Source organism: Janthinobacterium sp. SUN128 (assembly GCF_030587275.1).
In the GTDB taxonomy this organism is placed as follows: domain Bacteria; phylum Pseudomonadota; class Gammaproteobacteria; order Burkholderiales; family Burkholderiaceae_D; genus Janthinobacterium; species Janthinobacterium lividum.
Genome location: NZ_JAPWHY010000007.1, coordinates 26503 through 45116, shown reverse-complemented (window position 1 = coordinate 45116; position 18614 = coordinate 26503). Strand labels below are relative to the sequence as shown.

17 protein-coding genes and 1 riboswitch are annotated in these 18614 nt (G+C 62.9%); of the genes, 3 read left to right on the top strand and 14 right to left on the bottom strand.

Translation table 11 applies throughout. The annotated features are described in order from the left end of the window. Window positions 1–149: 149 nt before the first annotated feature. Complete coding sequence (locus O3297_RS27280; protein WP_305051048.1) at window positions 150–2459, bottom strand: UvrD-helicase domain-containing protein; 2310 nt, start codon at window positions 2457–2459, stop codon at window positions 150–152. Between the two features lie 114 nt (window positions 2460–2573). Between O3297_RS27280 and O3297_RS27275 the strand changes: the two genes are divergently transcribed. Both O3297_RS27275 and O3297_RS27270 read left to right on the top strand, forming a co-directional pair. Continuing rightward, on the top strand, window positions 2574–2849 hold the full coding sequence (locus O3297_RS27275; protein ID WP_305051047.1) for a hypothetical protein: 276 nt from the start codon (window positions 2574–2576) through the stop codon (window positions 2847–2849). Continuing rightward, window positions 2846–3370 (top strand): GNAT family N-acetyltransferase, encoded by a 525-nt coding sequence (locus O3297_RS27270; RefSeq protein ID WP_305051046.1) that lies wholly within the window; start codon window positions 2846–2848, stop codon window positions 3368–3370. Before O3297_RS27275 ends, O3297_RS27270 begins: the two co-directional genes overlap by 4 nt. A 13-nt stretch (window positions 3371–3383) precedes the next feature. On the opposite strand, the gene O3297_RS27265 is transcribed toward O3297_RS27270, so the two are convergent. From O3297_RS27265 to O3297_RS27210, 12 genes are all read right to left on the bottom strand, one after another. Beyond that, window positions 3384–4238, bottom strand: coding sequence for a hypothetical protein (locus O3297_RS27265; protein WP_143450428.1), 855 nt, complete (start codon window positions 4236–4238; stop codon window positions 3384–3386). A gap of 183 nt (window positions 4239–4421) precedes the next feature. Beyond that, window positions 4422–5528, bottom strand: coding sequence for an S-(hydroxymethyl)glutathione dehydrogenase/class III alcohol dehydrogenase (locus O3297_RS27260; protein WP_070253806.1), 1107 nt, complete (start codon window positions 5526–5528; stop codon window positions 4422–4424). A gap of 113 nt (window positions 5529–5641) precedes the next feature. Further along, window positions 5642–6274: an ANTAR domain-containing response regulator gene (locus O3297_RS27255; RefSeq protein WP_034749164.1), complete on the bottom strand. Its 633-nt coding sequence runs from the start codon at window positions 6272–6274 to the stop codon at window positions 5642–5644. A 79-nt stretch (window positions 6275–6353) separates the two neighbouring features. Continuing rightward, complete coding sequence (gene thiE, locus O3297_RS27250) at window positions 6354–6977, bottom strand: thiamine phosphate synthase (protein ID WP_305051045.1); 624 nt, start codon at window positions 6975–6977, stop codon at window positions 6354–6356. A gap of 10 nt (window positions 6978–6987) precedes the next feature. Then, window positions 6988–7752: a hydroxymethylpyrimidine/phosphomethylpyrimidine kinase gene (locus O3297_RS27245; RefSeq protein ID WP_305051043.1), complete on the bottom strand. Its 765-nt coding sequence runs from the start codon at window positions 7750–7752 to the stop codon at window positions 6988–6990. Then, a complete protein-coding gene (locus tag O3297_RS27240; protein WP_099390046.1) occupies window positions 7752–8546 on the bottom strand; it encodes a thiazole synthase in 795 nt (264 codons plus the stop codon). Before O3297_RS27240 ends, O3297_RS27245 begins: the two co-directional genes overlap by 1 nt. 25 nt (window positions 8547–8571) lie before the next feature. After that, window positions 8572–8775 carry a sulfur carrier protein ThiS gene (thiS, locus tag O3297_RS27235; protein ID WP_099395723.1) on the bottom strand — a complete coding sequence of 68 codons (204 nt, stop codon included), beginning with the start codon at window positions 8773–8775 and terminating at the stop codon, window positions 8572–8574. A gap of 20 nt (window positions 8776–8795) precedes the next feature. Further along, window positions 8796–10709, bottom strand: coding sequence for a phosphomethylpyrimidine synthase ThiC (gene thiC / locus O3297_RS27230; RefSeq protein WP_034784795.1), 1914 nt, complete (start codon window positions 10707–10709; stop codon window positions 8796–8798). Between the two features lie 79 nt (window positions 10710–10788). Next, a riboswitch (TPP riboswitch) is annotated at window positions 10789–10904 on the bottom strand. A gap of 108 nt (window positions 10905–11012) precedes the next feature. After that, complete coding sequence (locus O3297_RS27225; RefSeq protein WP_034784794.1) at window positions 11013–11267, bottom strand: hypothetical protein; 255 nt, start codon at window positions 11265–11267, stop codon at window positions 11013–11015. Window positions 11268–11306: 39 nt separating this feature from the next. Further along, window positions 11307–12113 (bottom strand): response regulator, encoded by an 807-nt coding sequence (locus O3297_RS27220; RefSeq protein ID WP_034784792.1) that lies wholly within the window; start codon window positions 12111–12113, stop codon window positions 11307–11309. Window positions 12114–12141: 28 nt separating this feature from the next. After that, window positions 12142–14046 (bottom strand): ATP-binding protein, encoded by a 1905-nt coding sequence (locus tag O3297_RS27215; RefSeq protein ID WP_240317681.1) that lies wholly within the window; start codon window positions 14044–14046, stop codon window positions 12142–12144. 44 nt (window positions 14047–14090) lie between these two features. Continuing rightward, the gene (locus O3297_RS27210; protein WP_092612804.1) at window positions 14091–14831 is read right to left on the bottom strand and encodes a Crp/Fnr family transcriptional regulator; all 741 of its coding nucleotides are present in this window, start codon (window positions 14829–14831) and stop codon (window positions 14091–14093) included. A gap of 235 nt (window positions 14832–15066) precedes the next feature. Here O3297_RS27210 and O3297_RS27205 point away from each other — a divergent pair, with 235 nt between their 5' ends. Then, entirely contained in the window at window positions 15067–17151 is a 2085-nt protein-coding gene (locus tag O3297_RS27205; RefSeq protein WP_305051039.1) for a bifunctional diguanylate cyclase/phosphodiesterase, read from the top strand. A 9-nt stretch (window positions 17152–17160) separates the two neighbouring features. Here the strand turns inward: O3297_RS27205 and O3297_RS27200 are convergent, their stop codons facing one another. Next, window positions 17161–18210, bottom strand: coding sequence for a porin (locus O3297_RS27200; RefSeq protein ID WP_099395679.1), 1050 nt, complete (start codon window positions 18208–18210; stop codon window positions 17161–17163). Between the last annotated feature and the right edge of the window lie 404 nt (window positions 18211–18614).

Genomic DNA, 18614 nt, shown 5'->3' with positions numbered 1-18614 from the left:
AGCCTGCGCAGGCTGCCCTTTTCTTTATTTGCCGAATGCCTTGCAATGCCACACACAGGTCGGATTAGCCGAAGGCGTCATCCGACACCATTGCTGGCCTCGCAGCGTCGGATTACGCGGCGTTTCGCCGCTAATCCGACCTACGCCCATTACCGCCCCAGGCGTTCCAGTTTCGCGATACCCAGGTCCAGCACCTTCATGCCGTGCTGGCCGAAGTTGATTTGCGCGCGCGCATTGCCGCCGCCGCCTTCGATATTGACGATCACGCCTTCGCCGAACTTGGCGTGCGCCACGGATTCGCCGATGCGCCAGCCGCCGCCCGTGGCTTTTTGCGCGATCTTTTGCGCAATCGCATTGTCCGAACCCAGGCTGGCCACCTTGGGCGCCTCGTCCCAGGCCGACTTGCGGTTGCCGAACCAGTTCGCCTGCACCTTCGGCGACAGCCATTTCAAGGATTCTTCCGGCAATTCGTCGAAGAAGCGCGATTTCATGTTGTAGCGCGTCTGGCCATGCAGCATGCGCGTCTGCGAAAAGCTCATGTACAACCGCTTGCGCGCGCGCGTGATCGCCACGTACATCAGCCGGCGTTCCTCTTCCACGCCGTTGTCTTCCTTCGAGCTGCTTTCGTGCGGGAACAGGCCCTCTTCCAGGCCCGTGATGAAGACATTGTCGAATTCCAGGCCCTTGGCCGAGTGCACGGTCATCATCTGCAGCGCATCCTGGCCCGCCTGCGCCTGGTTGTCGCCCGCTTCCAGCGACGCGTGCGACAGGAAGGCGGACAGCGGCGACATCACGGCCGGCAGCGGCGCGTCGGCGTCCAGGATTTCGATGCCATCCTGGTTGACGACGGGTGCGCCCGATTGCGCCTGGGCGGCAGGGCCCAGGTGGGCCGGTGCGCCCTGGCCGAAACCTTCCTCGGAAATGAACTGGCTGGCCGCGCTGACCATCTGCTCCAAGTTCTCGATGCGGTCGGCGCCCTCTTTTTCATTTTGATAATGTTGCAGCAAGGTACTCGCTTCCAGCACCACTCTGACCATTTCCGGCAAGGACAATTGCTGCGTTTCGAAACGCACGCCCTCGATCAGCTTGACGAAACCGGCCAGCACGCTGCCCGCCTTGCTCGCCACATACGGCACGGCCGCATACAGCGAAATGCCGTACTGCTCCGACGCGGCCTGCAATTGCTCGATCGAGCGCATGCCGATGCCCCGCGTGGGGAAATTGACCACGCGCAAGAAGGCCGAATCGTTGTGCGGATTGTCCATCAATTGCAAATAGGCAATCGCGTGCTTGACCTCGGCACGCTGGAAATAGCGCTGACCGCCATACACATGATACGGAATCGCGGCCGAGAACAGCGCATGCTCGATCACGCGCGACTGCGCGTTAGAGCGGTACAGAATCGCGATTTCGCTGCGCGACGCGCCATCGGCGATCAGGCTTTTCGCCTCTTCGATGATCCATTGCGCTTCCTGCAGGTCGGAACTGGCTTCGTACACGCGCACCTGCTCGCCATGGCCCGCGTCCGTGCGCAGATTCTTGCCCAGGCGCTTGCTGTTGTTCGCAATCAGCACGTTGGCGCTATCGAGAATGTGGCCGTGCGAGCGGTAGTTCTGCTCCAGCTTGATCAAGTTCTTCACCTGGAACTCGTGCTCGAAGGCGCTCATGTTGCCCACGTTGGCGCCGCGGAACGCATAGATGCTCTGGTCATCGTCGCCGACGGCAAACAGGGCGCCGCCATCGCGGCTACCGTGACCGGCCAGCAATTTGAGCCAGTTGTATTGCAGGTTATTCGTATCCTGGAACTCGTCCACGAGGATGTGGCGGAAACGGGCCTGGTAGTGTTCACGCAGAGGCTGGTTACGGCTCAGCAATTCATACGTGCGCAACAGCAATTCCGCGAAATCGACGACGCCTTCACGCTGGCACTGGTCGTCGTACAGCTGATACAGCTCGACCATCTTGCGCTCGTGCGCGTCGTACGCTTCCACGTCCGTGGCGCGCAAGCCCTGGTCCTTGGCATTGTTGATGAAATACATCACCGTCTTCGGCGGGAATTTTTCATCATCGATATTGTTTGCCTTCAACAAACGCTTGATCACCGACAATTGATCCTGGGAATCGAGGATCTGGAACGTCTGCGGCAAGGCCGCGTCGCGGTAGTGCGTGCGCAGCAAGCGGTTGCACAGGCCGTGGAAGGTGCCGATCCACATGCCGCGCGTGTTGATCGGCAGCATGGCCGACAGGCGCGTGAGCATTTCCTTGGCGGCTTTATTGGTAAACGTCACGGCCAGGATGCCGGGCGGCGATACCTGCTGGGTCTGGATCAGCCACGCGATGCGGGTGGTCAGCACGCGGGTCTTGCCCGAACCGGCGCCTGCCAGGATCAGCGCATGCTGCGCCGGCAAGGTGACGGCAGCCAATTGTTCGGGATTGAGGTTGTGAAGAAGATTTTGCATGCCGTGATTATACCGGCATGGCTAAAAATACTGTGCATTTGTCCAGCGGTCGCGCCGTATTCGCCGCGTGCGCGCTACAATCGGCATCACTGCACAGCTGACGAAAACATGCCCATGACACCTCCCAGCCACCTCGATGGCGCCCGCGTACTGGCCTGGGCCTGGTCCGGCCTGCCCTTCGGCCACGTCACCAGTGAAGACGGCGCCGCCTCCATCGCCATCCACGGCCTGGCCGTGTGCCGCTACGGGGACGAGACGCAAGTCTACCGTTTCAGCTGCGACGCGCACTGGGAAACGGTACAGGATGAGGTGTATGCCAGCGAGCACGACGCCAGGGAGCAGCTGCCGGCGCAATACCGCGCCGTGGCCGCCGTATGGAACACACCATGAGTTACGCCATCCGCGCAGCCACCGGCGCCGACCTGCCCCTGCTGGCCCAGGTCGAGCGCAGCGCCGCAACCCTGTTTGCCCAGGCCGGCCCCGAACTGGCGTGGCTGGCGCAGGGAGAACCCTTGCCACTGAGCACCTTGCAGATGCTGCAGCAGCATGGCGGCGTATGGGTGGCCGCCGATGGCCAGGACCGGCCATCGGGTTTCCTGGCCGCCCAGCCGCTCGACGGCCAGTGGTTCATCGTGGAATTGTCCGTTGCCCTGCCGCATCAACGGCAAGGCCTGGGGGCGCGCCTGCTCGACGCGGCGGCAGCCCATGCCCAGACGCTGGGCTGCGCATGCCTGACACTGAGCACGTATCGCCACCTGCCATGGAACGCGCCCTACTATGCGCGCCACGGTTTCAGCGCAATCGAGGCCGCGGCGCTGGGCGCGGGTCACGCGCTCAAGCTGGCGCGCGAAGCGCAGGACGGGCACGACCCGGCGCTGCGCTGCCTGATGCGCAAGCCACTGGCCCGCTGATTCAGCACAACATTCAGCGCACCAGCTTTGCCTTGCCTTCGCTGAGCGCCTGGGCGATCACCTGGCGCGTGGTCTTGTCGGCGATCTTGACGACTTTTTCCTGCTGGCGGCCCAGGTCGTCCATTTGCTTGCCCAGCGCTTCCATCGGCTTGCTGCGCTGCTCCATCTGGCGCGACATCTGCTCCATTTTCTCGGCCTCGCGCTCGTGCACGTCGGCGATGCGGTCGTTGATCTCTTCCATTTCTTCCTGCGCATCTTCCATCTGCTGCTGCAGGCGTTCCACGTCGCGCTCGGCCGCGCGGCGCGCCGTGCCGCTCGTTGCCAGCGCCTGGCGGCGCGAGGCGTCGCCGAGCTTGCGGCCCAGCTCCTGCTGCTGGCGGCCCAGCGCGCGCAGCTGTTCCGACTCGCGCGCGCTGCCCTTTTCCAGGCTGCGGGCGCCCATCTTGCGGCCCATGTCACCCATGGCCTTGCCGTGCGCGCCCATTTGATCGCCAAGCGCGCTCATCTCCTTGCCCAGCTGTTTCGAGGGCAGCCATGCCGTACGCACCTTGCCCAGCAAGGCCGTATCCTGCAGCACGTAGGCCTGTCCCTGGTCGCGGAACCACAGGAACGGCCCCTTGATCGAGCGCTTGAGTTTTTCCACCTGCTGCGAATGAATATCGCTGTCGACAACGATGACGCCCTCGCCATCCCTCGTGCCATCGACCAGCGCATAGCTTTCGCCCTTGTCGAGCGAGCGGCTGACCTGCACGCTGGGCGCGGCTGGTGCGGCCGGTGGCGCGGGCGGTTGCGGCGGCTGCACGGCCAGCGCGCTGCCGCCAAGCAGGATACCGGCCAGACTGAGGATCAAACGGTGGGAAGTGGACATGGCTGCCTCGTCGCAAAAGTAGTGGAGCGTTGACTGTAGCGGCAACCGAATCTGGCCTCCAGCGCGCTGCGACAGGCTGCAAAAAGACCTGACTGAATGGCAAACACCGGCGATGGATGGCATCCGGGCAAAAAAACGGAGGCCGCAGCCTCCGCAAAAACGCCGTGGTACGGCGTATTTCAATTAATACAGCACGACGGAGCGGATCGATTCACCGCTCTTCATCAGGTCGAAACCCTGGTTGATATCTTCCAGTTTCAAACGGTGCGTGATCAAATCGTCGATATTGAGCTTGCCTTCCATATACCAGTCGACAATCTTCGGCACGTCCGTGCGTCCGCGCGCGCCGCCGAAGGCGGAACCTTTCCACACGCGTCCGGTCACCAGCTGGAATGGACGGGTGGAAATTTCCTGGCCGGCCGCCGCCACGCCGATGATGATGGACTGGCCCCAGCCCTTGTGGCAGCACTCGAGCGACTGGCGCATGGTGGTGGTGTTGCCGATGCATTCAAACGAATAGTCGGCGCCGCCGTCCGTCAGCTGCACGATGGTGTCGACAACGTTTTCCACCTCGTTGGCGTTGACGAAATGCGTCATGCCGAACTTGCGCGCGATGGCCTGGCGCGCCGGGTTGATGTCCACGCCGATGATCTTGTCGGCGCCAACCATCTTGGCCGCCTGGATCACGTTCAGGCCGATGCCGCCCAGGCCGAAAACGACCACATTGGCGCCCGCTTCCACCTTGGCCGTAAACAGCACGGCGCCCACGCCCGTCGTCACGCCGCAGCCGATGTAGCAGACTTTGTCGAATGGCGCATCTTCGCGGATCTTCGCCAGGGCGATTTCCGGCACGACGATATAGTTCGAGAAGGTGGATGTGCCCATGTAGTGGAAGATGGGCTTGCCGTCGATGGAAAAGCGCGAAGTCGCGTCCGGCATCAGGCCGCGGCCCTGGGTCGAGCGGATCGACTGGCACAGGTTGGTTTTTTGCGACAGGCAGAATTTGCACTGGCGGCATTCCGGCGTGTACAGGGGAATGACGTGGTCATCCTTCTTCAGGCTTTTCACGCCCGGGCCCACGTCGACGACGATGCCGGCGCCTTCATGGCCGAGGATGGACGGGAAGATGCCTTCCGGATCAGCGCCCGACAGGGTGTAGTAATCGGTATGGCAAATGCCCGTGGCCTTGATTTCGACCAGTACTTCGCCCTCGCGCGGGCCGGCCAGGTCGACTTCTTCGATCGTCAGCGGGGCGCCCGCCTTCCATGCAATCGCTGCTTTGGTTTTCATGTGTGTCCTGTCTATGGTTGAACCAGGCGCGCCAGCGCGCCGTATCGCCACATCATAACAAGGCAGGCGCCGACATGCCACGCCGGCGCCGGTGCAACGCTTACTTGAAACACTTACTTGGTTTTCGCCCGGTTCAAAAAGGCGCCGTGCAGGCCGTTCAGGGTTTCTTCGGCCAGCAGCAGCTGGCTGGCGATTTCATTGATCTTGCGGCGGCTGGAACGGGCGTGGTCGCGCAGCACTTCGAACGCCGTGTTGCGGTCCGTCTGGAACTTGCCCATCAGCAAACCGACAGCCAGGCTGGTTTCGCGGCCGGCGGCCAGCGCCGCATTCAGGTTCAGCTCGGTGCGCCGGAGCTGGCGGATTTCATCGGCGCGCGCCAGACCCGCTTCAAACGCGGGCATCAAGCGGCCTTCGTCGACGGGTTTGACGACATAGCCGACGGCGCCATAGGCGGCCGCCTGCTTGCCCGATTCGCTGTCGCCGCTGCCGGACAGGAACATGAACGGCACGGCCGTTTCGCCATGCAGGCGCTTGGCCAGCTCCAGGCCGGACATGCCCGGCATATGGATGTCGAGCAAGGCCAGGTCGGGCTCGCGCTGGGCGATCAGCTGCAGCGCCACTTCGGCCGAATGGGCCAGGGCCGTCTCGTAGCCGGCATGGCGCAGGACTTCGCCGAGGAATTCCAACAGGAGTTGGTCATCGTCAACGATCAGGATAAGGCGTTTCGCGGCGGCTGGCTGACTCATGGGCAAAGGGACCTCGGTAATGAATGATGCTCTTATTATATGCCGATTATCCGCCCAAACCAGCCCTGCACCCGCATGCTCATGCCGCAAACAAGTGATTGAATTGCTGCACCGCAATATTCACATCGTCCGCCTGGTATTCTTTGCCAAAGACGCTGCTGATGGCCGCCACCATGTCGGCGCCGCGCGCCACCAGCGGCGCGGCGTTCTCCGGCGTCATGCCGCCGATCACCACGCAGGGCAAGGCGATCTCGCGCTTGGCCTGCAGCACGATATCCAATGGTGTCGTGACCGGATACTTTTTCACCAGCGAGGGATAGAAGCCGCCGAAGGCCACGTAGCTGGCGCCACCCGCCTCTGCCGTCCGCGCCAGGGCCATGTCGCCATAGCACGAGGCGCCGACGAGCTTGTCCTTGCCCAGGCGCGCGCGCACCTGCGCGACGGACGCATCCGTGCCGCCCACGTGCACGCCGTCCGCGTCGAGCTCTTCGCACAGCTCGATAAAATCGTTGATGATGAAAGGCACGCCATATTTGCGGGCCAGTGCCAGCAAGGCGCCCGCCTGCTCGCGCCGCTGTTCCGCCTCGGCGCTCTTGTGGCGGTATTGCAGCAGGGCCACGCCACCGTGCAAAGCCTGTTCCGTGATATCGAGCAGGCGGTCGGTGTCATCCCAGTTCGGGGTAACTAGATACAGTCCACGCATGATGTTTTCCTTATTGAATGAATCGTTGCGGCATCAGCTGGCCTGGCGCAACCGCATACGCGCCGGCCAGGGTCGCATGGCAATAGGCTTGCGCGCCATCAAGCGCTTCGGGCAATGCCTGGCCCAGTGCCAGGCGCGCCGCGATGGCGGACGCCAGGGTACAGCCGCTGCCGTGGAATTCGCCGGGCAGGCGCGGCCAGCGCCACTCGCGCGCCCTGTCCTCGCCATCGTGCCAGCGGTTGACGATCACCTCGCCTTCGCCATGGCCGCCCGTCACCAGCACGTTCTTGCAGCCTTGCGCGCGCAGGTTTTTCTCGCCGCCGAGGGCCGCCGCTTCCGGCCCGTTCGGTACGATGACGGTAGTCACCGGCAGCAAGGGCGCCAGCGCCAGCACGGCGTCGTCCCGGCTGAGCACGTCGCCATGGCCGCTGGCCAGCACGGGATCGAGCACGACAGGCAAATCCGGCCAGACCAGCCGCAATTGCGCGATCAGTTGCGCAATGACGGCCGCATTCGCGGCGCTGCCGGGAATGCCGATCTTCACGGCATCGATGGCGATCCTGTCGATCAGCGCCTGCGCCTGTCGGCGCAGCAATTCCGGGGCCACAGGCTCGACAGCAAACACGCGGTCGTTGTCCTGCACCGTCAGCGCCGTGATGACAGGCAAGGCATGCGCGCCCTGCGCGGCAATCGCCACGATATCGGCGGCGATGCCGGCGCCGCCCGACGGATCGGCGCCGGCAAACACGAGCACGGTGGGACGCCGTCGCGCCATCACGCCAGCCGGCCCGCCATCGGCGACGATGGCGAAGCAGCGAATTTACGCGGCATGCGCCCCGCCAGGAATGCTTCGCGCCCGGCCCGCACGGCCAGCTTCATGGCATGCGCCATGCGCACGGGGTCGCGCGCACCGGCGATGGCTGTATTCATCAGCACGCCATCGCAGCCGAGTTCCATGGCAATGGCCGCATCCGACGCCGTGCCCACGCCTGCGTCCACCAGCACGGGTACTTTCGCCTGATCGATGATCAGCGACAAGTTCCACGGATTCAGGATGCCCATGCCCGAGCCGATCAGCGACGCCAGCGGCATGACGGCCACGCAGCCGATGTCCTCCAGAATCTTCGCCTGGATGGGGTCGTCGCTGCAGTAGACCATCACGTCGAAGCCATCCTTGACCAGCGCTTCGGCCGCGACCAGGGTTTCCGGCATGTGCGGAAACAAGGTTTTTTCGTCGCCCAGCACTTCCAGCTTCACCAGATTGCGCCCGCCCAGGAGCTCGCGTGCCAGTTGCAAGGTGTAGACGGCATCTTTTGCGTTGTAGCAGCCGGCCGTGTTCGGCAAGATCGTGTACTGGTCCGGTGGCACGAAATCGAGCAGGCTGGGCGCGTTCGGGTCCTGGCCAATGTTGACCCTGCGGATCGCCACCGTGATGATCTGCGCTTCCGCCGCATCCGTCGCTTCGCGCGTCTGCGGCAAATCCTTGTACTTGCCGCTGCCCACCAGCAGGCGCGATGGGTACTGTTTTCCTGCGATGGTCAGCAGGTCGTTATTTGTTGCGGTGTTCATGTGCGTTTCCTTGTCTATTCTCAATTTAACCGCCGCCAATCGCGCGTACGATTTCCACGTGATCCTGAGTTTCCAGGACCCGGTCCTGCCACGCCTTGCGCGGCACGACGTTGCGGTTGACAGCCAGCGCCAGCGCCTGGTTTTCCAGCGACAGGGCGGCGATCAATTGATCGAGGGTTTGCCCCGGCGGCACCTGGTGCGGTGCGCCGTTGAGCGTGATGGATATCAATGCAGGCATCACGCTCTCCTTCAGACCTTGCGGTACAGCTCGGCGCCGTTCTTGATGAATTCGATGGCCTTGATTTCCATGCCCTGCTTGAGCGCCTTATCTTCCGCGATACCCATGCCGGCCGCGTATTCGCGCACTTCCTGCGTGATCTTCATCGAGCAGAAATGGGGGCCGCACATGGAGCAGAAATGCGCCACCTTGGCCGAATCCTTGGGCAGGGTTTCATCGTGGAATTCGCGCGCTTTGTCCGGGTCCAGGCCGATGTTGAACTGGTCGTCCCAGCGGAATTCGAAGCGGGCTTTCGACAGCGCGTTGTCGCGGATTTGCGCGCCCGGATGGCCCTTGGCCAGGTCGGCCGCATGCGCCGCGATCTTGTACGTGATGATGCCATCCTTGACGTCCGCCTTGTTGGGCAGGCCCAGGTGTTCCTTCGGCGTCACATAGCACAGCATGGCCGTTCCATACCAGCCGATCATGGCCGCGCCGATGCCCGAGGTGATGTGATCGTAGCCGGGCGCGATATCCGTCGTCAACGGTCCCAGGGTGTAGAACGGCGCTTCGCCGCACTGCTCCAGCTGCAAGTCCATGTTTTCCTTGATGAGCTGCATCGGTACGTGGCCCGGACCTTCGATCATCACTTGCACGTCGTGCTTCCACGCAACCTGCGTCAGTTCGCCCAGGGTTTTCAGTTCGCCCAGCTGCGCCTCGTCGTTGGCGTCGTAGATGGAACCGGGACGCAAGCCGTCGCCCAGCGAGAACGACACGTCATACGCCTTCATGATTTCGCAGATCTCTTCGAAATGCGTGTACAGGAATGATTCCTGATGGTGCGCCAGACACCATTTCGCCATGATGGAGCCGCCGCGCGAGACGATGCCCGTCAAGCGCTTGGCCGTCATCGGCACATAGCGCAGCAGCACGCCCGCGTGGATGGTGAAGTAGTCGACGCCCTGCTCGGCCTGCTCGATCAGGGTGTCGCGGAAAATTTCCCAAGTTAAATCTTCGGCCTTGCCATTGACCTTTTCCAGCGCCTGGTAGATGGGCACGGTGCCGATTGGGACGGGGCTGTTGCGCACGATCCATTCGCGCGTCTCGTGGATATGTTTACCTGTGGACAGATCCATCACATTGTCGCCGCCCCAGCGAATGGCCCAGGTCATCTTTTCCACTTCCTCACCGATGGAAGACGTTACGGCGGAATTGCCGATATTCGCATTGATCTTCACGAGGAAATTGCGGCCGATAATCATCGGTTCCACTTCCGGGTGGTTGATGTTGGCGGGAATGATGGCGCGGCCGCGGGCGATTTCCTCGCGCACGAATTCCGGCGTGATTTCCGCCGGGATGCTGGCGCCGAACGACTGGCCAGGATGCTGGCGGCCCATCAGGTCGGCCAGGCGTTCTCCCATGGGGCCGGAAGCCTTGAGTTCGCGCAAATACTCCTGTCGGCGCATGTTTTCGCGGATGGCAACGAATTCCATTTCCGGCGTGATGATGCCTTGGCGCGCGTAATGCATTTGCGTCACGTTCTTGCCGGCAATAGCGCGGCGCGGCTTGCGGTGCAAGTTGAAACGCAGCTCGGCCAGTTTCGGGTCCGCCAGGCGGGCGATGCCGTAATCGGAGGTCGGACCGGGCAATTCTTCCGTATCGGCCCGTTCCATGATCCACGGCAGGCGCGGCGTATCGAGGCCAGAGCGGATGTCGATCTGCACGTCCGGGTCCGTGTAGGGGCCGGAGGTGTCGTAGACGTAGATCGGCGGATTCTTTTCGCCGCCAAACGACGCTTCCGTATCGGACTGGCTGATCTCGCGCATGGGCACGCGGATGTCGGGCCGGCTGCCTTGCACGTAAATCTTGCGCGAATTGGGCAGCGGCGCGATGGCGGCTTCGTCGACCGTGGCGGTGGCGGAGAGGAATTTCGGGTTGGCGTTCATTTTGGCTCCTTGGCTAGACTGTTTTTAAGCCTGGAGCCAGCTAAGGAGGTTCGGCTGCGCGCACGCGGAAAAGCGGGGTGCGTTCATCCTAAAGCTTCCCTTCGCTGGCATTATCCAGATCAGGTTCGGAGGGTATTTCTCACCCGCGCTTGCACCGTGTTTCCACAGCGAAAGGCAGGACCCCTAGCGTTTGCCGCCTTGCGGCAGCGAGCCAATTATACGCGGTTCACGCCGCGTGGCCAGATGATTTCTTGCAGGTGTCGTCTTTGCGCATCTGCTGCATTGCAACAGACGCTATCGCGCTTATTTCTTCTTGCCCCAGCGCCAGCTGGTCGGTTCGCCCTTCAGCTGGCAGATGAAAATGAGCACGGCAACGATGGCCACTTCATAGACGATATAGCCGACCAGCATGGTTTGCGGCGGAAACAGGAAGGCGCCGCAGGCGAACAGCGCCAGCGCGGCCAGGAACACCAGCCAGCCTTGCCAGGTGATGGGCAGGCCCCAGCCCCAGCCATAGGTCTTGGCGGGGAACCAATAGGAGGGAGATTTGTCAGCCATGATGCTTTCCTTGTGGATGTGGATGGCACCAAGTATAAATCAGGCGATGCGCAAGCGCTCCGTGACATCGAGGCCGATGCCGCGGTAGCCGATGAAGCGGCTGCCATTGTCGAACATCGGTTCGCCGCTCACTTGCAGGTACTGCGTGCTGCCGTCGAGGTTGGCACGGCTGTAGATGAAATCAAGGAACGGTTCGCGTGCGGCAATTTTTGCGTCGAGCAGCGCGCGTTCGGTGGCATTCCAGCGCTGTGGCTCTTCCTCGCTGCCAATGCCCAGCATTTCGGCCACGGGACCGGAAAAGCGCGTCAGATTGCCTTGCGCATCCTGTTCCCAGTACCAGTCGGACGACAGTTCCGTGAAGCGCTGGAAGCGCGCTTCGCTTTCGCGCAGCTCCGCCGTGCGCGCTTCCACCATCTGTTCCAGCGACTTGTTGTATTCGGCCAGCTTCTGGTACAGCAAGCGCACTTCCAGCATGTTGTGGATGCGCGTTTTCACTTCCACCAGGTCGAAGGGCTTGCTGACGAAATCCTTGGCGCCCGCTTGCAGCGCGCGCAGCTTGTGGCCGGGCTGGGCCGTGATCACCAGCACGGGCAGATAGCTGCCCGCCTCGATGTCGCGCAAGCCTTCCATCACCTCGAAGCCATCCATTTCCGGCATCTGCAAGTCGAGCAGGATCAGGTCGTAACGGTGCTGCTGGTGCAGCGCATGCACGGCTTGCGGATCCATGGTGGAGGTGATGCGCGTATAGCCGGCATTGCGCAGCACCTGTTCCAGCAGCATGACGTTGGCCTCCTGGTCATCAACGATGAGGATGCTGGCGTTCAGGATCTCGGTGGCTTGAAGCATGGCGGTATTCCTAAAATTAAGTGCTGAATTAGCGTACTGCGTGAGTGTCGTCGGCCAGGCCGTGCGCGGCCGCATGGTGCAGGGCCACGTCGAGCGCATCCATGAACTCGACGACCTTGATCGGCTTGGTCAAATAGCGGAAGAAACCCGCTTCCAGGCCTTTCTCGATGTCGCGTGGCACGGCGTTGGCCGACAGGGCCATCACGGGAATGTGGCTGGTGAGCGGGTCGTCGTGCAGGATATGCAGTGCGCCGAAGCCGCTGATGCCGGGCAGGTTGATATCCATCAAGATCACGTCCGGCTGATACGTGCGCGCCAGGTCGATACCCAGGTGCGCATCGATGGCTGTGAGCAACTTCAAATCGCTGCGGCGGGCGATCAGTTGCTCCACCAGCGCCAGGTTGGCGGGATTGTCTTCCACGTACAGCAAGGTGCGCTGGCTTTCCTGCGGCACCTGCACCTGCGGCAGCGCGTCGCCATCGCCCAGCACCAATGCCGGCGCGCTGCTCGAAGCGAGCTCGAACCAGAACGTGGTGCCCACGCCCACCGTGCTGTCGACGCCGATGGTGCCGCCCATCAATTCGATCAATTGTTTGGTGACGACGAGACCGATGCCCGTGCCCTCTTCCGTGCTGTTTTCCTGTCCCAGGCGGTTGAAGGGCTGGAACAACTGTGCCACCTGGCCCGCATCGAGGCCGACGCCACTGTCGCGCACGCTGACCCGCACCTTGGCGCCGCGCTGGCTGCAATCGACGGTAACGGTGCCGCCGCCCTGGTTGTACTTGATGGCGTTCGACAACAGGTTGACCATCACCTGTTTCACGCGCGTGCGGTCCGCATGCACATAGAAGGCCTGGCCGCAGCGGGGGAAGTGCATGCGGATGCCGCGCTTTTCCGCCTGCGGCGCGATCATCGCCTGGCAATCCTGCAGCACGTCGAGCAGGGACATGGCTTCCTGTGACAAGGTGACCTTGCCCGATTCGATCATGGCCAGGTCGAGGATCTCGTTAATCAGGCGTAACAGATACCAGCCGCCCTTGAGGATTTGTTCGATCGAGCGCTGCTGCGGCGGGCTCGGTGGCGGCACGTCGGACGCCATCAGCTGCGCAAAGCCCAGCACGGCATTCAGGGGCGTGCGCAATTCGTGGCTCATGCTCGACAGGAATTCGGACTTGGCGCGGTTGGCCTTTTCCGCCACCAGGCGCGCCTTCTTCAACTCCGCATTGTTGGTCTCTACCAGCGAGCGCGTATACGCCTGCTGTTCGCGCAGGCGCTGGTCCAGCAGCGCCTGTTCCGCCTCGACCTGCTTGCGTGCCGTATTGTCCGTGCCGATCAGCAAGTAACCGATGACCTTGTTCTGCACGTCGCGCAAGGCCGTCACGGAGACGATGGCCGGGAAGCGGCTGCCATCCTTGCGGATGTAGGTCAGTTCATAAATGTCTTCGATGCCGCGCGTGGCCTTGAACACGAGCGCTTCCACGCCGGGCGTGATGACCCTGTCGAGTTCGGCACTGAGGGCGGCCGCGCGCGCGACGATTTCTTGCGCATCGGAAATACCGGCCGGCGTCAGCTTGTCCACCACGTCGCTCGCTTCATAGCCCAGCATGCGTTCGGCGCCCACGTTGAAGATCTGGATCACGCCCTGCGCATCGGTGGCGATGCACGAGAAATTGGCGCTGTTGAAAATCGCATCCTGCAAGGCGCCCGCCTTGAGCAGCTGGCGCGGCAGGCTGGCCGCCAAGGTGCGCCGGTACAGCGCGACAAGCAGCATCAGCAGCAAGAAGACCAGCGCGTCGATGACGCATGCCGTCTCGAACGGCGCGCGCCAGGCCAGCAGGCCGATGGCCAGCAGCACGATGGCGCTGAACGAAAACGCCAGCGCCATGGGCCAGCGCGACGGTGCGCGCGGGGGAATGTTTTCAACAGATTGCATGGGGTAGCCTGAGCTGTAACAACGATAAAAAAAAGATGCGGTGTTCAGTGCGCCTGGCGCTGGCGCACATCCGACAACAGGCGCGTGAATTCCTTTTTGACCACGCCATAGCATTCGCACACATGGCCTTCGAGGCCGGCACGGTCCAGCACGGAGATATGGCCGCGCCGGTAGCTGATGAAGCCGCGCGCCTGCAGGCGCCCGGCCGCCTCCGTCACGCCTTCGCGGCGTACGCCCAGCATGTTGGCAATCAACTCCTGCGTCATCGTCAGCTCGCGGTTCGGCAGGCGGTCCATGGTCAGCAGCAGCCAGCGGCACAGCTGCTGCTCCACCGTATGGTGGCGGTTGCAGACGGCCGTTTGCGACATTTGCGTGATCAGCGCTTGCGTATAGCGCAGCAGCAAGCGCATGACGGGACCGGCGCGGTCGAACTCTTCCATCAACAAATGCGCCTTCAGCCGGTAGCCGACGCCGCCTGTCTGCACGACGGCGCGGCTCGGCGTCGAATTGCCGCCCATGAACAGCGACACGCCCACGACGCCTTCATTGCCGACGCCGGCAATTTCCGACGAGCCGCCGTTTTCCAGCAGGTAGTGAATGGAAACGATGGCCGTGGTGGGGAAGTACACATGCTGCAGCTTGTCGCCCGAATCGTAGATCACGTCACCGAGCAGCATGGATACTTGCTCCAGGTGGGGGGCCAGGCGCGCGAAATCGGCGTCGAGCATGGCGGCGAGCAAATGGTTTTGATTCGGGTTGTGTAACTGGGCATGCGGACTCGACATGGGCAGGTTTCCTGTTTTCCAGTCGTCAGCTAGGGGATAGTTGAAAGGCGTCCGAACGAGGGTCGCCATGTAGTGCAGCGTAACACAGCGCTTGCACAGTGACCCGACTATATTTCTTGTCGGCATGCCCGTCCGTTCGGTAGCGAACGGACGACATTTCGCCGCCCGCCCTACAGTCAGTCACTGCCCGGCCTGCCTGATCATGGATCGGCACCGGCGCTGCCACGGGGCCACCATGCAATCATTCTTCAAGCGCATCTCCATTTCTGTTTCTACCTCGGCCCTGCTCACCCTGGCGTTCGGGCTGTGCCTGACGGCCCTGTGCTACGTCTCGGCACGCCAGATCGAAGCGGAAAGTGCCCGGCTGCTGCTGCAGTACCATGCCAGCGGGCACACGCTGGGCGCCGCCCTGCTGCCGGCCAAAGGCATGGGCCTGGACGCCAGCCATCGCGGCTCGCTGTATGTGCTGCTCGGTGGTGTGCTGTCGAGCCTGCTGGCGGCCGCGTATGTGTATCAGCTGGTCTCGCGCAATTCCGTGATTGCCCGCATCACGGGCGAGCGCACGGCGGCGCTGCAGTTTGCCAATTTGCGCCTGTCCGAAGACATCGCCGCGCGCATGCACAATGAAAAGTCGCTGCGGCTGCGCGAACGCATCATCGAAGTGTCGGCCAATGCCATCATCCTGTGCAGCGCCGACGCACCGGGCTATCTGATCGAATACGTCAACCCTGCCTTCGAGCGCATCACCGGCTATACGGCGGGCGAAGTCATCGGCCAGCGCCTGGAAGACTTGCAGGGTCCCGAGCAGGGGCGGCAAGACATGCACGCCATTACGGCGGCCCTGCGCGAACAGCGCGAAGGCAAGGCCATCGTGCGCAATTTCCGCAAGGATGGCAGCAGCTACTGGAGCGAGCTGTTCGTCGCGCCCGTGCGCGACGATGGCGATGGCGCGCTCAGTCACTTTGTCGTGGCGCAATACGACATCAGCACCGTCATGCGTTTCGAACAGGAAATGGAATTCCAGGCCAGGCACGATATCCTGACGGGCCTGGCCAACCGGGCACTGCTGCGCGAACGGCTGGAGCAGGCGATGGCCGTGACGCGGCGCAGCGGCCTTCCCCTGTGGGTGGTTTTCATCGACCTCGACCGCTTTAAATTCGTCAACGATACCCTGGGCCATGATGCAGGCGACCTGGTGCTGAAAAGCGTGGCCGAACGCCTGCGCGACGCCACGCGCGAAGTCGACACGGTGGCACGCCTGGGCGGCGACGAATTCGTGCTGCTGCTGCCCCAGCATGGCAATGGCGAACCGGGCGCGGCCATTCTGCAGCGCATCCAGGACGCCGTGGCGCAACCGCTGCAACTGGGCGAATATGAATTTTTTCTCAGCTGTTGCATGGGCGTGGCCGTGTATCCCGATGATGGACAGAATGCCGACACCCTGATCAAGCACGCCGACATCGCCATGTACCGCGCCAAGGAACAGGGACGGGGCAACTGGCAATTCTATGCCTCGGGCATGAATGCGGGCACCCTGGAGCGCCTGGGGCTGGAGAGCGAGTTGCGCCACGCCCTGGAACGCGGGCAATTCCACCTCGAATACCAGCCCCAGCTGGACTTGGCCAGCGGCGCCGTGGTGGGCATGGAAGCGCTGCTGCGCTGGCAACATCCGCAACTGGGGCGTATTCCACCTGCCAGCTTCATCGGCCTGGCCGAGGAAATGGGCTTGATCACCCCCATTGGCGACTGGGTGCTGCGCACGGCGTGCGCCCAGACGCGCGCCTGGCAACTGGCCGGCCATGGCCCGCTGCGCCTGGCCGTCAATCTGTCGGCGCGACAATTCAAGCAAAGGAATCTGCTGCACGCGGTGGCGCAGGCACTGGCCGAGACAGGCCTCGATGCGGCCCATCTGGAACTGGAATTGACGGAAAGCATGGTCATGCATAACGTGGAGCAAGCCACGGCCATCATGGCCAACTTGAAGGCGCTGGGCGTGCAATTGTCCATCGACGACTTCGGCACCGGCTATTCCAGCCTGGCCTACTTGCGCCACTTCCCTATCGACGTGCTGAAAATCGACAAGACCTTCGTCAGCGACATCACGCACAGCGACGACGACGCCGCCATCGTGCGCGCCATCATTTCACTGGCGCACAGCTTGCGCCTGAAAGTCATCGCCGAAGGTGTGGAAACGGAACAGCAGCTGGCCTTCCTGCGCCAGCAAGGCTGCGACCAGATGCAGGGCTATTTGTTCAGCCGCCCCCTGGCCGCCCCCGCCTTCGAAGCGCTGCTGCACGAAGGCAGCATGCTGCCCGCCTAGCGTGACGGTTTAAAACGCGTGGCGCAGGCCGACGTTGAAGGCGCGGTTGCCGCTGCCCACTTCGGTGGCATTGCCCACCATGTAGGCGGCATCGTTGCGGTTACGGATGTGCGCGTAGGCAACATACACCTTGCTGCGCTTGGACAAGGCATACGTGGCGCCGATGGCCAGCTGCTGCGCATCGCGGTTGGCAGCGTCGCGGTCATCCTTGCGCACATACGAGGCCAGCAGGGTAGTCGCGCCGAGCGGCACGGATACACCGACGATGGCGTCGCGGCTGTCGGTGGACTGGGCCGGCGCCTGCGCCGCGCCGTACGGATTTTCCGCAAAGAACATGCTGCTGCCATCGCCCGTATTGCGGCCATAGCCGGCAAACGCCGTGGCCACGCCGAAGTTGTAGTTACCGGCCAATATCGTGTTGTTCACGTCGGCTTTGCCCGGCTCGCCGGCACGGCTCTGGCGCGCCAGGCGCAAGGTCAATGGACCGTTGACATAGCCGAGGGCCAGGCCCAGCGAACGCTGGTCCGCCGCAATCCCCGTGTGTTCGCCAAAGCCGACCATGACCGTAGCCGTGACGCCGCGCAGCTCGGGCGAGGTGTAGCGCACGGTATTGTCGATGCGCGTGGCCGAATAGCCGGCCAGGTTGGTCGACGCGCCCGCCATGCCGCCCTCGAACGGATCGGCCACGTCGGTCAGCGCCTGGCTCTGCAGGTTGTACTGGCGGCCCACGGTCAGCATGCCCAGCGGACTGTCGATGCCGACAAACGCCTGGCGGCCAAACAACTGGCCTGCCTGGTCCGAGCGGCCCGTGTCGCTCAGGACACCCGCTTCCAGCGTGAACACGGCTTGCAAGCCATTGCCCAGGGATTCCGTGCCGCGCAAGCCCAGACGCGAACCGGCCGACACGCCGCTGGTGAGCTTGCTGACGCCGCCTTCCTGCACCAGGCCCGCATCCATCAAGCCATACACGTTGACGGAGGACTGGGCATGGGCGGCAGGCAAGGCGCCCAGGGTGGCGATGGTCGAAACGAGGCCGACACTGATCGAGAGTTTTTTCATGCTGGTTTCCTTATGCAGGCAAAACCGGGAAAGCGCGCGGCCATGGCATCGCCACAGCGGCCAGGCGCTGTGGAACATGCCGTATCGAAAGACGACGGGCCAGATAACAACATTCCTGGCTAAGCTGTGGCGGCAGCGGCGTGCAATGACGAGCCGCCTTGATTCCGCCGTGAATGGTGCACCGCTGGCGGTGCGCGTGGCTCAGGCGCCCAGCCCGCAGGGGACGCTCTGAAAGTGGCTGGCATCGCAGATGCGCTGGCCTTGAGACGCGGACGCGTGTTGGATATGAAACGTTGATACAACCGCGTCTGCTGGCGCCGTCCGCAAGGATGAGGCAGGAGGCGCCGAGGCCGATATTATAGCATCGGCAGCGCCGTGATCCCCGTTCTGTTGCAGTAAAACGA